The 15,732-nt window shown below is 54.0% G+C and carries 15 protein-coding genes and 1 other annotated feature; of the genes, 1 reads left to right on the forward strand and 14 read right to left on the reverse strand.

Annotation, left to right across the window (positions count from 1 at the left end; all coding sequences use genetic code 11):
- Positions 1-4: 4 nt before the first annotated feature.
- From pepE to hisG, 13 genes are all read right to left on the reverse strand, one after another.
- Positions 5-700, reverse strand: a complete 696-nt coding sequence (pepE, locus tag HC231_RS09225; protein WP_208230704.1) for a dipeptidase PepE — start codon at positions 698-700, stop codon at positions 5-7.
- A gap of 16 nt (positions 701-716) precedes the next feature.
- Complete coding sequence (locus tag HC231_RS09230) at positions 717-1,391, reverse strand: AroM family protein (RefSeq protein WP_246494760.1); 675 nt, start codon at positions 1,389-1,391, stop codon at positions 717-719.
- An 11-nt stretch (positions 1,392-1,402) separates the two neighbouring features.
- Positions 1,403-2,332, reverse strand: a complete 930-nt coding sequence (locus tag HC231_RS09235; RefSeq protein WP_208230706.1) for a DUF1177 domain-containing protein — start codon at positions 2,330-2,332, stop codon at positions 1,403-1,405.
- Between the two features lie 64 nt (positions 2,333-2,396).
- Entirely contained in the window at positions 2,397-4,025 is a 1,629-nt protein-coding gene (locus HC231_RS09240) for an OPT/YSL family transporter (protein ID WP_208230707.1), read from the reverse strand.
- A gap of 50 nt (positions 4,026-4,075) precedes the next feature.
- Positions 4,076-4,828 carry an IclR family transcriptional regulator gene (locus HC231_RS09245; RefSeq protein WP_208230708.1) on the reverse strand — a complete coding sequence of 251 codons (753 nt, stop codon included), beginning with the start codon at positions 4,826-4,828 and terminating at the stop codon, positions 4,076-4,078.
- Positions 4,829-5,150: 322 nt separating this feature from the next.
- Positions 5,151-5,708 carry a bifunctional phosphoribosyl-AMP cyclohydrolase/phosphoribosyl-ATP diphosphatase HisIE gene (gene hisIE / locus HC231_RS09250; protein WP_425490552.1) on the reverse strand — a complete coding sequence of 186 codons (558 nt, stop codon included), beginning with the start codon at positions 5,706-5,708 and terminating at the stop codon, positions 5,151-5,153.
- Positions 5,709-5,773: 65 nt separating this feature from the next.
- Complete coding sequence (gene hisF / locus HC231_RS09255) at positions 5,774-6,550, reverse strand: imidazole glycerol phosphate synthase subunit HisF (protein ID WP_208230709.1); 777 nt, start codon at positions 6,548-6,550, stop codon at positions 5,774-5,776.
- Entirely contained in the window at positions 6,532-7,269 is a 738-nt protein-coding gene (hisA, locus tag HC231_RS09260; RefSeq protein ID WP_208230711.1) for a 1-(5-phosphoribosyl)-5-[(5-phosphoribosylamino)methylideneamino]imidazole-4-carboxamide isomerase, read from the reverse strand. Before hisA ends, hisF begins: the two co-directional genes overlap by 19 nt.
- Positions 7,270-7,275: 6 nt before the next feature.
- A complete protein-coding gene (gene hisH / locus HC231_RS09265) occupies positions 7,276-7,866 on the reverse strand; it encodes an imidazole glycerol phosphate synthase subunit HisH (protein WP_208230712.1) in 591 nt (196 codons plus the stop codon).
- Positions 7,866-8,933 carry a bifunctional histidinol-phosphatase/imidazoleglycerol-phosphate dehydratase HisB gene (gene hisB, locus HC231_RS09270; RefSeq protein ID WP_208230714.1) on the reverse strand — a complete coding sequence of 356 codons (1,068 nt, stop codon included), beginning with the start codon at positions 8,931-8,933 and terminating at the stop codon, positions 7,866-7,868. Before hisB ends, hisH begins: the two co-directional genes overlap by 1 nt.
- 15 nt (positions 8,934-8,948) lie before the next feature.
- Positions 8,949-10,019, reverse strand: coding sequence for a histidinol-phosphate transaminase (gene hisC, locus HC231_RS09275; protein WP_208230716.1), 1,071 nt, complete (start codon positions 10,017-10,019; stop codon positions 8,949-8,951).
- Complete coding sequence (gene hisD / locus HC231_RS09280; protein ID WP_208230718.1) at positions 10,016-11,341, reverse strand: histidinol dehydrogenase; 1,326 nt, start codon at positions 11,339-11,341, stop codon at positions 10,016-10,018. The genes hisC and hisD overlap by 4 nt, the downstream gene beginning before the upstream one ends.
- Positions 11,342-11,346: 5 nt before the next feature.
- Positions 11,347-12,246 (reverse strand): ATP phosphoribosyltransferase, encoded by a 900-nt coding sequence (gene hisG, locus HC231_RS09285; protein ID WP_208230719.1) that lies wholly within the window; start codon positions 12,244-12,246, stop codon positions 11,347-11,349.
- Positions 12,247-12,372: 126 nt separating this feature from the next.
- Positions 12,373-12,494, reverse strand: a sequence feature (His leader region).
- 192 nt (positions 12,495-12,686) lie between these two features.
- Between hisG and HC231_RS09290 the strand changes: the two genes are divergently transcribed.
- The gene (locus HC231_RS09290) at positions 12,687-13,514 is read left to right on the forward strand and encodes an SDR family oxidoreductase (RefSeq protein ID WP_208231279.1); all 828 of its coding nucleotides are present in this window, start codon (positions 12,687-12,689) and stop codon (positions 13,512-13,514) included.
- A 63-nt stretch (positions 13,515-13,577) separates the two neighbouring features.
- Here HC231_RS09290 and HC231_RS09295 read toward each other — a convergent pair whose 3' ends face one another.
- Entirely contained in the window at positions 13,578-15,503 is a 1,926-nt protein-coding gene (locus HC231_RS09295; protein WP_208230720.1) for a methyl-accepting chemotaxis protein, read from the reverse strand.
- Positions 15,504-15,732 lie beyond the last annotated feature (229 nt).

Consider the following 15,732-nt stretch of genomic DNA (forward strand, 5'->3'; position numbering starts at 1 on the left):
TGATTTATGACAGCCGTAGCTCCCCGCAATCCAGCGTTTGCGGCTGCTGCTGCGCCTTAAACAACGTGGCGGAGTAGGGGCCGTTCAGATGGATTTGTTGATCGTTGACCCGCAGCCAGTCGCCTTCCGGCAGCCCGACGATAGTGATGTCGGGTTGCGCCATCAGCAGTTCGGCTAACCGTTGGTTGCGGGTTTCCCCCTGATGCCCTTCGGGAAGTTTGTTGGTGTAATGTGGGTTAATCTGGAAATCGATCAGATTCAGCGCATCAAATCCCTGCGGATCGACAATGGGCATATCGTTGGTGGTGCAAATCGTGGGGCAGGCGAGATTGGCGCCAGCGCTCCAACCAATATACGCGGCGTCTTGCTGAACCCGCTGGCGGATCGCTTCCAGTAGCCCCCGTTCGCGGCAACATTTCAACAGATTGAAGGTGTTGCCGCCTCCGACGATGATGATCTCGGCATCGCGTACCGCCTGTTGCGGATCTGCCGCGGTGTGAACCGAGGTAATGGCGATATCGATCGATGATAATGCCTGCTGTACTTTTTTCGTATAGTCATCCCAGCTTATTGTTACACCGGCAAAAGGGATAAACAGCGCATTCTTTCGGTTTTTCGTGATGTTCTGAATAGGGTCCAGCGCATGTTCCAGATAACCTTTTCCCGGTAATGTTCCATTACTGAGCAATAATAGATTCATCAGCTATTTCCTATGGTTAAATTAGCCCGGCGACCAGGCGGGCGATTAGCGCGTTGGAAAGCAACACCGGCAAACCAGTGGCTTCAGCAACCTGTTGCCGGTGCCATTCGGTATAACCCATGCAGTCCATAATGATGACCTCCGCCTGCTGATTTTTTAACGAGCGCGCAGCCTGTATCAGTTCCTCCCGGCTACCGTCATAGGGAGAAACCGCTGCATAAATGGGCGGATGTTGCATATCGCACCATTTTTTCCCTTCGCTGGCTATCTGTTTTACCAGCGGCACCAGTATACCGGCCTGCCGCTGGCCGATTAGCGTGGCTGCGACCGGCGGCACCAGCCTGTCTGGTTCAATCAGCCATGCCTGTTGGCAGGCTAAGCCGTGAAATTCACCGGTACACAGCAATATGATGAGCGTGCAGCCCTGGCGCTCCAGGTCGTTCAACTTTTGTTGAACCGCCTGATGTACGGCCGTTTTCCCTAGAATAACGGCGCTGCCGTCCAGCAAACGGCTGGTCAGGACCGCATCATCCGGCAGTGGAGCGAACTGCTGCTCAATGGCCGTTTTATCCAGACCATCCAGCACGCCGGCATGAATGCAACGCGTTCCTGCCGGCAGATGCGACTCCAGTATCGGTGTAATATCAGAGCGAGGGGCTTGACCAATCGTCAATGTACCAAGCAGAGGCATCGTTATCTCCCTTATTGGCGTTTTTGCAAATGAGCCAGCGAACCATAAAGTTCGAGCAGGTGGTCATATTCCGCCTGATCGAAGAACCGGCAGGTTTCCCGGGTGAATTCTTTGGCGACTTCTACGACGAATTTTGCCGTCGCCGCGATATCAATCTCATGGCTGGCGCCGGTGCCGCAGCCGGGGACGGCGCTTTCGGTGGTGATCGCCACGCCGACGACCGGCGCGTCGGTTGCAATTGAGGGTTGCAGGATGCTGTTCAGATGGAATACGCCATTGCCGTATGGGGTGATATCCTGCGTGGTGATCGGGAACGTTACCGGCGCTTTGCCGCTGGTCATCTCCATAATGCGCAGTAAATCTTCGGATATGCGCAGAATGTAGCCCTGTTTTACCGTTGGCGAAATGGCGAATCCTTTATGGTTGATGATGCGGTTGCCTTTGGTGGTATCGATAGAGAGCACCGCATCCATTTCCGGCATGACTTCCTGCGCGTTCATATCTTCGGTATCTACCGGAGAATCCATAAAATCCACCGGCTCGTGCGGACGTGTCGGCGCATCCGGACAGATATGCGTGGTGATAATCACATCGCCCGGCAGCGTGTCGCCTTGCGTCTGCATATGTGACAGCTTTAATGCGGCGGCAACGGCGGCGACGGCGCCGTCGCCGTCGGAAACCAGGCCGATGCGTTCCGGGCGCGCGCCGATACCGCCTAACCGACCGACGATGCCGATCGTCGGCGCCTGGCCGCCCTTGCGTTTGCCATCGCTGCCGGGAACGATGATTTTGACGAAATCCGTTTTTCCTTTGTCCCCTTTGAATTCCGTGACGCTGACCTCAACGCCCTGATAGGCGGATAGCAGTTCTACGACGGTTTTTCCGCTGGCGGCGGCGCTATCAAGGGCTTCGAATGCTTGTAAGGTTTGTAAAAGACTCATCTTACTCTCTCATTTAGTTAACGATGTAATATATGTATTAGTCTCTGACGTTGCTGTTTTACCGCTATTTCCCACTGATTTTGCTGGAAAAAATAGAACTGAAAAAATTGAAGATCGCATCTCCGGCAATCAGGCCGGCGGCGAAAACCTCCATCCGGTTACGCATTGTTTCTCCGCCGATCCTGATAACCAGCAATCGCAGAGCGATCCCCAGCAGTACCGCCCAGCCGGCCAGCGGGTTGGCAATCAGCAGGCCGGTGGATAGCAGCACGCCCAGTTGGCGTTTTGAACCGCCCAGCCATTGAATCAATGCGCCGGGGATCGCCCAGATCATCAGCGATTTGGCGATATCCATAGAGACGCCGGCCTGAATGGTCGCGACATACACTTTGGCAACGGGAGGAACTAAATTATTCTGGAAGTAACTCTGGTAGGAGAAATAGACCACCGGGATGGCGATAACGAAAGCGATTAGCGCGGCAAGGAGCTGCTGGCGGCGGCCGTCCAATTCAAACGCGGCATCGGCGCCGTTGTCCCGCAGGATAAATCCGGCCTTCAGGTCATACCCCATATCGGCGAAGGCCGGGCCGGTGGCGACGGAGAAGGAGCACAGGACCGCTAATCCCAATAGGGGAAATCCGATCATCATGCCGATGATCAAGGTGATCAATGCAACCGCAAAGGCCGGGAACCAGCCGGAGTGCATCGCCGCCAGTCCGACAATCAATTCATGGATAAAGGCGGCGAAAGCGGCATAGATAATGAAGGCCGCTAACATCCCCACCGACATTTCGCTGTAAAGCCCCGTACCCGCAGCAATCAGCATCGCCAGGACAATATAGCCAATCGCTCCCATGCGGATAGCGCTGAGAATCTGCTGACGATCATCGTTAGCGGCTTTCAGCGATTCGGCCGACAGCGATGTCTGGGAGCCTTTCCGGCCGCGAATAAGCGCGATAACCTGAAAAAGCGCCACCATACCCGCGCCAATCATCATGCCGTGGGGAATATAGTTCTTATTAATATCAATGCCGAGAATGGGCTGGCTATAACCACGCAATAACAGACCGACACCAAACATCGTGAGCGCCCAGATGTTACCGATGAAAGCCGTGCCCAGCGCCGACATCGGTAATTTAAACCAGGAACCGATGGCGCCAATAGCCAGACCGGCACTGAGGATCGCGGCCTGGCTGCCCCCCTGATCTCCCGCTTTAATCGACTCCGCCGCCGCCACGCCCGGCGGCCAGGTGCCGGATGCCGGGAACACGGTGGTATTAAACATACGATAAAGCAGGTAGGCATCCAGCAGCATAGCCAAAGCAACGCCGATAAATACCGGAACCACCAGATCCGGTCTGCCAAATAGCCACATAACGCTGATGGGCAGCAATAGACTGTTGGCCGCGCCGAACGTCGCAGACGAAATAGCGGTTTGCGCCAGGTTTTGAACGTGGACCGAGCGGAAACGGCGTAACAACTGTAGCGGGATACGGGCAATGATCATGGCGATCAACGCGCCGATGATCGAGGTGTTGGGCGTCACGCCCAGCGTGGTTAGTAGCTGAATGCCGATGACCGCGCCAAACAGGCTCAATATGACCAAAAACACCAACGTTAGTGGACTGAAGCTGCTGTGATGCCGTTCTTTTCCCGGATTTTTCGCCTGGTGGAGGGATGAATGATCTGACATGTAATACCACTCCTAAAACTTAAATTAGCACGCTTAACTTTTATAAAGGACTACTGTAGCCAGTAGGGGTCGCCGTATTTTTTGCCGATCAGCATGGCGGAGTTAGTGAGTTGTTCGGCCAGGTTTTGTATCTCCTGCTCATTCGCCATGCTGGCGGGAAATGTCAGACAAAATGCGATGGCTTCGCCACTTTGCGGGTTTTTTACCGAACAACTGATTGAGGCCGTACCGGCAACCGCTTCGTTAATCGCGGAAGACCAGCGTTGCAGCTTGACCGTCTGAAGCTGTTCCTGAAGACGATCGAAAGGAATCTGTTTTTTATTCTCCGGCGGCAGCGTTTCGTCGAAATAGGTCAGTAACTGCCGGTCGGTATAGCGTGAGAGCAGCGCGCGCCCGGTGGAGGTTGCCCATGAGGGGGAACGGGTTCCCGGATAGGTGATGACCTGCAATGCATGGCGTCCGGGGATGACTCGCAACACCAGTACGTCCGGCCCGTCCAGTACCGAAAGGTAGCCGGTATGGCCGGTGGCGTGACATAAGGTGCGTAATGCCTGTTCGATATCGTCGGTAAGCGACGAAGTCCGATGAGCCAGATATGCCGCCTCCAGCAGCATTAATGCCGGATGATAGGTTGAGCTATGCGGATCCTTACTTAGAAATCCGGTTTCACAGAGTTGCTTCAATACTCTTGAGGTCGTGCTTTTGGGCAACTGTAAATGCGTAATCACGTCACCGGCAGTAATGCCCCGCTTAAGCTGACTCATCAGATTCAGGATGGCCGCAGTGGTATTTAATATGCTCATATAAAATTAAGTCTCATAAAATGGAACTAAGTTCCTTTTTATAGAACTAAGCATGTTTTATGCCATGATGATCATTGCGGTGGTTATTGTTTGATTACTAATAAAAATGCGGATCCCTGTCGGTCGGCAGGATGATTAACGGGCTGGGAAACCGGTCAAAATGCATGCATCATTCTTGTGCGCGGCACCATTTTGGGTGTTTGTCTGAACTAATGCGGTGCAGTCTGGCGACGGCGGAAGGTGAAGACGAATCGTGCGGGATAATCGATGAAGAGGTTGAGCCGGGCACTCTGCGGAAAGAATGCCCGGGCGGCGACAATTATTATTGATGCCGTTCGCGTAAACGATTAATGATGTCGGCAAGCGACAGATTCTGATCCTGCAGTAAGACCAGCAGGTGATACATCAGATCGGCCGCTTCGTTGGTTAACTCTTCACGATCGCGAACCGTGGCGGCCAGCGCGGTTTCCAGGCCTTCTTCACCGACTTTCTGTGCAATGCGTTTGGTGCCGCTGGCATACAGACGCGCGGTATAAGAACTGGCCGGATCGGCGCTTTTGCGTTCACCCAGCAGTTGCTCCAGCTCATACAGAAACAGCCATTCGCTGGCGGCCGGAGAGAAGCAGCTGTTTTTGCCCAGATGGCAGGTCGGGCCGATGGGGTTCGCCAAAACAAGCAGCGTGTCGTTATCGCAATCTGGCGTAATGGATACGAGATTGAGGAAATTGCCGGAGGTTTCGCCCTTGGTCCATAAACGCTGTTTGGTTCGTGAGAAAAACGTCACCTTGCCGCTCTCTTCGGTAGCTTTCAGCGCGTCTTTATCCATATAACCCAGCATCAGGACTTCACCGGAAACGGCATGCTGCACGATAACGGGCATCAGTCCGTCGGTTTTTTCCCAATCCAGTTGGTTTCTTTGTTCGTCACTTAAAATACGCTGTTCGCTTAACACACCCGAATCTCCACGCCTTGTTGCTTAAGATATTGTTTCAGTTCACCAATATTAATGATCTGCTTATGAAAAACCGACGCTGCGAGCGCACCATCAACCTGAGCATCCTGGAAGGCAGCCAGGAAATGCTCCATAGTGCCAGCGCCGCCGGAAGCAATGAGTGGAACATGACATACTTCACGGACCAGCTTTAGCTGATCTAAATCATAACCGTTGCGCACGCCGTCTTGATTCATCATATTCAGGACGATTTCTCCGGCGCCGCGTTTTTGCACTTCTTGCACCCAGTCCAGGGTTTCCCAGGTCGTCACTTTGGTGCGCGTTTCATCACCGGTGTATTGATTGACGTGATAACGGCCGGTCGCCGCATCATGCCAGGTATCAATTCCCACCACGATACACTGTACGCCATAGCGATCGGCCAGACGGCTAATCAAGTCCGGATCGGCCAGGGCCGGCGAGTTGATGGAAATTTTATCCGCGCCGAAAGAGAGTATCTGTCCGGCTTCTTCCACGCTCTTGATGCCGCCAGCCACGCAGAAGGGGATATCGATGACTTCCGCCACGCGGGACACCCAGCTTTTATCGACGACGCGACCGTCCGATGATGCGGTGATATCGTAAAATACCAGTTCATCCGCGCCTTCCTGGGCGTAACGCTGCGCCAGCGGGACAATGTCACCGATAATTTCATGGTTGCGGAACTGTACGCCTTTGACGACCTGTCCGTCACGTACATCCAGACAGGGGATTATCCGTTTTGCCAGCATGAAATGGCCTCCGCTACGTTAAATTTACCTTCCAGCAGAGCACGTCCGACGATCACGCCCTGTACGCCGCTACCGCGCAAGTTGGCGATATCCGCCAGATTGCCGATGCCGCCGGACGCCTGAAACGCGACCTGCGGATAGCGTCGGCAGACTTCGCGGTAGAGTTCGACGTTTGAACCGCTTAACGTGCCGTCGCGCGAGATATCGGTACATAGCACGTGTTTCAGGCCAAACGGCAGATATTGTTCGACGGTTTGCTCCAGCGTGGACTCCGAGTTTTCCTGCCAGCCGCTGATCGCCACCCGTTTGACGCCGTTGGCGTCAATGCGGACATCCAGCGCCAGCACCAGCGCGTCGGCGCCATAGCGGGTAAACCATTGCTGTACCAGCGCCGGTTGTTTCACGGCGGTGGAGCCGATAACCACGCGGCTGGCGCCGGCGTTCAGCAGCGCTTCCACATCCTGCTCGGTGCGGATACCGCCGCCGACCTGAACCGGCACTCTGACGCCGGATAGCAGCGTTTTCAGCAGCGGGATTTGGCGTGCGGAAGGATCTTTTGCGCCGGTCAGGTCAACCAGGTGCAGCACCTGAGCGCCCTGCCGCTGGTAATCCTGCAGCCGGGGCAGGGGATCGCTGCCGTATTGGCGCTGTTGTCCATAATCGCCCTGATGTAAACGAACAACTTGCCCGTCGATCAGATCCAATGCGGGAATAATCATGTCGATTTACATCTCCAGAAAGTTTTTCAGCAACTGGGCGCCGGCGGCGCCGGAACGTTCGGGGTGAAACTGCACGCCAAAGAAATTGTCTTTCTCGACCGCGGCGGTGAAGGCTTCCCCGTAGTTTGCCTGCGCAATGGTATGCGGGCAGACCGGCATCGCATAGCTGTGGACGAAATAGAAGTAAGCGCCATCATCAATGTCCCGAAACAGACGGTGTCCGGCTTGCGGCGTAATCTGATTCCAGCCCATGTGGGGCAGCGGCAAACCGCAATCCTTCATGAGTTTGACCGGCGTATCGACAATACCTAATGTCGGGATGCCGCCGTTTTCATCGCTGGAGGTGCCGAGCAGTTGCATGCCGAGACAGATACCCAGCACCGGCTGGGTACAGGCTTTAATCAAATCGATCAGATCGCGTTCGGCCAACTGGTTCATCGCCGCCTGCGCCGTGCCTACGCCGGGTAAAAACAGCTTATCGGCATGGAGTACGACGTCGGCTTCCCGGCTGACAATCGGCTGATAGCCCAAACGTTGTACGGCATAGTTGACCGAGGAGAGGTTGGCGCAGCCGGTATCGAGAATGACAACCTTCATCACAGTACTCCTTTTGAACTCGGCAGCGTATCGCCCTCGACTTTGATTGCCTGGCGCAGCGCCCGGCCAAAGACCTTAAACAGGCTTTCGACGCGATGGTGGTCGTTACGTCCCTTGGTTTTCAGATGAAGCGTACAAGCCATGGCATAGGAGAGCGAACGGAAGAAGTGTTCAACCATTTCGGTGCTGAGATCGCCCACGCGTTGATAATTGAATTCCGCTTTGTATTCCAGATGCGGACGTCCGGAGATATCCAGGGCGCAACGCGCCAGGCACTCGTCCATCGGCAGCACAAAACCAAAACGGCCGATGCCGCGTTTATCGCCCAACGCTTTGCTGAGCGCTTCTCCCAGCGCCAGCGCGGTATCTTCCACCGTGTGGTGATCGTCGATATACAGGTCGCCTTTCACTTCGATGTTCATGCGGAAGCCGCCGTGAGTGGCGATCTGATCCAGCATGTGATCGAAAAAGCCGACGCCGGTATTGATTTTGCTGCCGCCTTCCTGATCCAGCCAGACGTTGACGTCAATCGCGGTTTCACGCGTGACGCGGCTGACATGGGCGTGACGGTTGCGTTTCGTCAACTGGCTGGCGATGGTTTGCCAGTTTAGGCCTTCACGCTGATAGCGCAGACCGGTAATGCCCATGTTCTGGGCCAGTTGCAGATCCGTTTCCCGATCGCCAATCACATAGCTATGGTCCGGGTCGATAGCGCCGCTTTGCAGATACTCCGTCACCAGCGCCGTTTTCGGTTTGCGGCAATCGCAGTCATCGGCCGGGAAATGCGGGCAGATAAGCACTTTTTCAAAGCGAACGCCTTGGGAAGTGAAGATTTGCATCATGAGATTATGCGGCGGATCAAACGTTTCCTGCGGGAAACTGGATGTGCCGAGTCCATCCTGATTGGTAACCATAACCAGGCGGAATCCCGCTTTTTGCAATGCCAGCAATGACGGAATCACTTCCGGCTCGAACTCCAGCTTATCCAGGCGATCAACCTGAAAATCTTCGGGCGGCTCGGCAATCAATGTTCCGTCACGGTCGATAAAAAGGTATTTCTGGCTCACATTGACTCCTTGAGATTAAGCGTTGATTCCGGGCAATGACCGCAATGCGTCGATAACGCGTTCGCATTCATGACGATTGCCGACGGTGATGCGTAAACAGTCCGCCAGCCCTGGCTGCTTGCTTTGGTCGCGCAGAATGATGCCTTGATCCCACAGAATCTTGAACGCCTGACAGGACGGGGTAAAGCGCACCAGCAGATAGTTGCTTTCGCTGGGAAATACGTTTGTCACGCAATCCAGCGTCGCTAGCTGCTCGGCCAGCCAGCGGCGGTTTTCCACCACTTCGGCCACGTTTTTCCGCATTTTCGCCACCCCTTGGGCGCTTAGCGCCTGGGCTGCGATATCGGCAACCGGCAATGACAGCGGATAAGGCGCAATCACCTTCAGCAGTAATGCGATAACATCCGCGTTAGCCAGCGTAAAGCCGCAGCGCAGGCCGGCCAGCGCAAAGGCTTTCGACAGAGTGCGCAGAATGACCAGATGCTGATAGTCCGACAGCCAACCGATGGTGGAGGACTGAGGGCTGAATTCGATATAGGCTTCGTCGATCACCACCAGCGCCTTGCCCTGGGTCAAATCCAGCAGGCGGCGCAGATCTTCCTGTTTTACCAGATTGCCGGTCGGATTATTCGGGCTGCATACGTAAACCAGCTTGACGCCGTCCAACTGCCGCTCGATGGACGCCATATCCAACTGCCAGTCCGCGGTGCTTAACGCCGTACGACGCTCCACGCCGAAGGTTTCGGCGCTGACCGCATACATGCCGTAGGTCGGCGGACAAAACAGAATGGCGTCTTTGCCCGGTTCGCAAAACGCGCGGATCAGCAGTTCAATCCCTTCGTCCGCGCCGCGGCTGACCAGTACTTGCTCCTGGGGTAAACCGACATAGTCGGCGTAGCGGTCGATCACCATCTTCGGCTGGCATTCCGGATAGCGGTTCAGCGTTGAAAGCGTTAGCTGATATTCCGGCGCCTGCGGGTACTCGTTGGCATTTAACCATACATCGCCGCTGCCGCCCAGACGACGGGCGGACTGATAGGGCGTCAGCGCGCGCACATTGGCGCGGGCCAGTTGCTCAATACTCATGCTTGCTCCTTAAGGGCCGCGACACGCAGGGTGACTGCATTTTTATGGGCGGTGAGTTGCTCGGCCTGAGCCAGCGTCTCAATGGTCGGCGCCAACTGCAACAATCCTTGCGGCGTCAGTTGCTGTACCGTCATACGTTTCTGAAAATCGGCCAACCCCAGGCTGGAGTAAGTGGCGGTATAGCCATACGTCGGCAGGACATGATTCGTCCCGGATGCGTAATCGCCTGCGGACTCCGGCGACCAGTCGCCAAGAAATACCGATCCGGCGCTGGTGATCTGGTCAACCCAATTTTCCGCGTCGCGCGTCTGAATGATCAAGTGTTCCGGACCGTAGCGGTTGCTGATTTCAATGCATTGCTCCAGATCGCGCGCCACGATAACCCGGCTACTGGACAGCGCCTGACGCGCGATATCGGCGCGTGAAAGCAGCAAAAGCTGCTGTTCCACCGCTTCAGCCACCGCGGTGGCCAGGGCGGCGTCGGGCGTCAGCAGAATAACCTGCGAGTCGGGGCCGTGTTCGGCCTGTGAAAGCAGGTCGGCGGCGACAAATGCCGGCGTGGCGCCGCTATCGGCGATGACCAGCACTTCAGACGGGCCGGCCGGCATATCAATCGCCGCGCCGGACAAATCCTGGCTAACCTGGCGTTTGGCTTCGGTGACATAGGCGTTGCCCGGGCCAAAGATTTTATCCACTTTGGGGACGCTTTCGCTGCCGAACGCCATGGCGGCAATCGCCTGCGCGCCGCCCAGTTGGAAAACCTCCTGGATGCCGCACAATTTTGCGGCATAAAGAATTTCATCGGCGATGGGAGGGGGCGAGCAGAGTACAACACGCTTGCAGCCTGCAATGCGCGCGGGCGTTCCCAGCATTAGCACCGTTGAAGGCAGCGGCGCTGAACCGCCGGGAATATATAGCCCGATGGTGGCGATCGGGCGGGTTAACTGCTGGCAGCGGACGCCCGGCTGGGTTTCCACGTCGACCACCGCCAGTTTCTGCGCGTTGTGAAAGGTTTCAATATTGCGCACCGCCGTCGCCATCGCCTGTTTGACCTCTTCGTCAAGACGCTCTGACGCGGCGGCGATCTCTTCCGCGCTAACGCGGATCGAATCGACCTGCACCTTATCGAACTGTGCGCTGTATTCGCGCAGGGCGCTATCGCCGCGGGTTTTTACGCTTTCCAGGATGCCTTCTACAATACCGGTAATGCGATCCGACGCCGAAATGGCCGGACGGGTCAGTAATCGGCGTTGCTCTTCAGCGGAACAGCGTTGCCAGTCAATAATGGTGTTGAAGCTGTTAATCGTGTTGCTGTCAGCCATTGCTGTCACTCCATCATTTTTTCAATCGGCAATACCAGAATTGAGCTGGCGCCGAGCGATTTCAGATTTTCCATGGTTTCCCAGAACAGGGTTTCGCTGCTGACCATGTGCATGGCGACGCGGTTCTGATCGCCGGCCAGCGGCAAAATGGTCGGACGTTCAGCGCCCGGCAGCAGGGCGACGACTTCATCCAGACGTTCGCTCGGCGCGTGCAGCATAATGTATTTTGATTCGCGCGCCTGGATAACGCCTTGCATGCGGGTCAGCAATTTATCGATGAGTTGTTGTTTGTCCGCCGGCATTTCGCCGTCGCGCTGAATCAGGCAGGCTTTGGAGCGGTAGATAACTTCGACTTCACGCAGGCCGTTAGCTTCCAACGTGGCCCCGGTGGAAACCAGATCGCAAATGGCATCGGCCAGACCTGCGCGGGGAGCGACTTCGACTGAACCGTTCAGCAGGCAGGATTTGAAGTTGATGTCTTTTTTGTCGAGATATTGCTTAAGCAGGTGGGGGTAGGAAGTGGCGATACGTTTATTTTGCAGACATTCCGGACCGGTGTATTCCTCATCCAGCGGCATCGCCAGTGATAAGCGGCAGCCGCCAAAGTCCAAACGGCGCAGCGTAAAGTATCGTGGATCTTCGCCTTGCGCCCGGCGGTTGAGCAGTTCCTCTTCCAGTACGTTCTCGCCGATAATGCCCAAGTCGACCACGCCATCCATTACCAGTCCTGGAATATCATCGTCACGAACGCGCAGAATATCAATTGGCATGTTTTCCGCAAAAGCAATGAGGCGCTGTTGATGTAGGTTGATTTTAATACCGCAGCGCGCCAGCAGTTCTCGTGAATCATCGCTCAGACGGCCTGACTTCTGCATTGCTATCCGTAAACGTGTTTTATCCAGCATGGAAACCTCATTAACCTGTCAAATTAAAAACTATTTTTAAAAAGTAGGGCCATAAAAAAGCGTCGGGAACGTTTTTTAACGTTGCGCCGCAACGGCCCGTAGGGTGGCGTGTCGGGATCGCACGCCATAAAAAAACCCTCGGAAGTAAATCTTCCGAGGGCTCTCTTTTCGCTCTGCGCCACTGGAAGATTTAGATGTCTTCCAGCACCAATCGCCTGAAAGACTAGTCAGGGTGATGGTGATGATGGTGGTTGAACAGAACGTTTGTCATAGAATATCTCTTGGCTGTATCAATATATCGAATGTCTGCCGAATAACCTAAACCATGTGCGGGCATGAGTGCAACTCTTTTTTTGCGCTATGCGGGATGATTCGTCGTATAGAGTGTCCCAGACTGTAGGTATAAAATGCGTTTTGCGATAGAAGTGGGGGAGCTAATGATGAAAAAAGTGGCGATTATCGGTCTGGGGTGGTTGGGTATGCCGCTGGCATTGGCGTTGAATGGCCACGGCTATCAGGTAGTAGGCAGTAAAACGACGATTGATGGCGTTGAAGCGGCTCGTTTGAGCGGCATTGAATGCTATCAGCTCCGGCTGACGCCGGAATTGGAATGTGACGCGGATGAGTTAAAAGCCTTGTTGCAGGTTGATGCGCTGGTGATTACGCTGCCCGCGAGCCGCACGGTGGCGGGGGGCGAAAGTTATGCGCTGGCGGTGCAGGCGCTGGTGAATATGGCGCGGGTTTTTAACGTTCCGCGGATTATTTTCACCAGTTCGACCTCCGTGTATGGCAATGCCGCCGGCACCGTGCGGGAAAACTCGCCGTTACAACCCATATCGGTTGCCGGCAAGGTGTTGATGTCGCTTGAACAGTGGCTACAGCATCTACCCGATACTTCGGTCGATATCCTGCGCTTGGCCGGGTTAGTAGGCATCGATCGTCATCCCGGCCGTTTTCTGGCGGGAAAAACCGGGCTTGCCGGGGGAACGCACGGCGTGAATCTGGTTCATCAGGAAGATGTGCTGTCGGCAATCCAGCTCTTATTAAAACTGCCCAACGGCGGACATCTGTATAACCTGTGCGCGCCGGAGCATCCCGCTAAACAAGATTACTATCCCGATCAGGCCCGAAAGCTGAATTTAACGCCGCCGCAGTTTATCGCCGATGATGATAAGTCGTCGGGCCGCCTGATTGACGGTCAGCGCATTTGCCGTGAACTCGGTTTTGATTATCAATATCCGGACCCGCTGCTGATGCCGCTGGGATAGCGATTGGCCCTGATTCCCGGCCGGTAACCAGGGCTGTTTTAACTATTTGAATCTCTCAATAAGTTAACGTGTTTTCTCCGTATTAAGGCTGGCCTGCAACAAGGTATCGGGTTGTAAAGAGACGGGGCTGGCTATGCGCTGAGCGCTGCGGTCTTCATTCTCATACAAACGAAAGTGCGCGACCATTTTTTCCAGCAAAGAGGATTGCTCTTCCAGCGAGTTGGCCGAGATGGACGATTCCATAACCAGCGCCGCATTCTGTTGGGTCGTCGTATCCAATTCGCTGATCGCCCTTGCTATCTGTTCAATGCCACGGCTTTGTTCGTCTGAAGCGGAGGAAATATCGCCCATGATGTCGTTTACTTTCGCTACCGAAGAGACGATCTGCTTCATGGCTATGCCCGCATCGGCGACCAGTTTACTGCCTACGTCAATGCGGGATACTGACTCGGATATCAGCGTGGCGATCTCTTTCGCCGCTTGAGAACTGCGTTGGGAAAGGTTTCTGACTTCACTGGCGACAACGGCGAATCCGCGGCCCTGCTCGCCGGCGCGCGCCGCTTCAACGGCGGCGTTTAAGGCCAGGATATTGGTTTGAAAGGCGATACTGTTAATCACGGCCGTGATATCGGCGATTTTATTCGAACTAGCGGAGATGTCATCCATCGTGTTGACGACATTCTGCACGACTTCTCCGCCTTTATGGGCATTCTGAGAGGCTTCCGCCGTTATCTGGCTGGCCTGTCTGGCGTTATCAGCATTGTTTTTTACCGTTGACGTCAGTTGTTCCATGCTGGCCGCGGTTTCAACGACTGCGGCTGACTGCTGTTCCGTGCGGGATGACAAATCATTATTACCGACGGCGATTCTGGCCGCTGAATCGGCGACGCTGCCGACGCTGTCGCGCACATCGCTAATCATGCGCCGAAGGTTTTCATTCATCCGCGCCATGGCCGCCGTCAATTGTCCTAACTCATCATGGCGATCAACAACGATGGAGGCGGTGAGATCGCCGCTGGCAATCTGCTCGGCCAGCGCCAGATTGCTGATAACCGGCTTGGTGATTTGCCGGGTTACGCCGACGGCGGTGATGATGCCAATAACGACGGCTATCAAGCCAATGATTGTCGTGATATTCGCCGACTCATAGGCCAGCTCATCATTTTTCCCTTTAACGATATTGATGATGGATTTAATTGAGGCGCTGCTTTTATCCCCGGCGACTTTAACGGCGTCCTCGGTTTTTTTCAGGCCGTTCAGTGCAGTGAAATAATCATCGTTGAGTTTTTTATAATTAATGGCATAACGCCATAATTCATCGGCAACGGCTTTGTCTTCCGTCGATAACGTCGGTATTAAATCTTGATAAAATTTTTCAGCGCTCTTGAAACTTTCTGATAATTCATTCAATGCCGTATCTGTTGCTTTGAGTTGCAGTTCATATGCCCGGTTTTTAATCCCGGAAATTAAAAAAACAAACGCATCAAGGCTATTATCATTATTGGCATAAAGTGATTCGCTAACCGCATGGCTGTCTGAATTCCGCGCTATATTTTGATGGTTGAGCGTATTTATATTTTCTCTGTAGGAAACGACTTTTTTAGTCGCTTCCGCCATATTGCTGATTGATTGCTGGAATTCGTTTAAATGTTGACCGATATCGGCAATGTGGACTTTCTCTTCGTCGCTCCAGGATAGCTGGCGTGCCTCATTAGTGAGCTCCGACGCATGTTTAACGTAGTCAGACATGATCTGGCGCGACTGCTCATCCGCAGAGTAAAAATATTTTAACCTATTAATTTTCGCCTGGAAAACCTCAATATTGATATTGTATATCAGGTTGGTTTTTTCATAAATCTGTCGGATTGATTTAAATCTGCTAACGCTAAGTAATGATGCAATAACAACTAATAGTAAAATAACGCCAAATCCTATATAGAGCTTATGAGATATTTTAATATTACGGATCCGATTAATCAGATAATGCATTGCCTTTCTCCATCAGTAAAATATGCTCGGAATAAACGATGCCAACGGTTAATTGAGTTCTGACCTGCGTGAATTATCGGTATACGTAACCAAAGTATTAGCGCTATAAATGAACATGATGAAATTTTGTGACGAAGTTATTATTGCTTTGGGCGTTTAAACAATAAATACTATGCGGATAACCGATAAGCCGTAGCGGTAGCGAGCGACGATCGGAAACCGGAGCGCT

This window comes from Brenneria izadpanahii, from assembly GCF_017569925.1.
In the GTDB taxonomy this organism is placed as follows: Bacteria; Pseudomonadota; Gammaproteobacteria; order Enterobacterales; family Enterobacteriaceae; genus Brenneria; species Brenneria izadpanahii.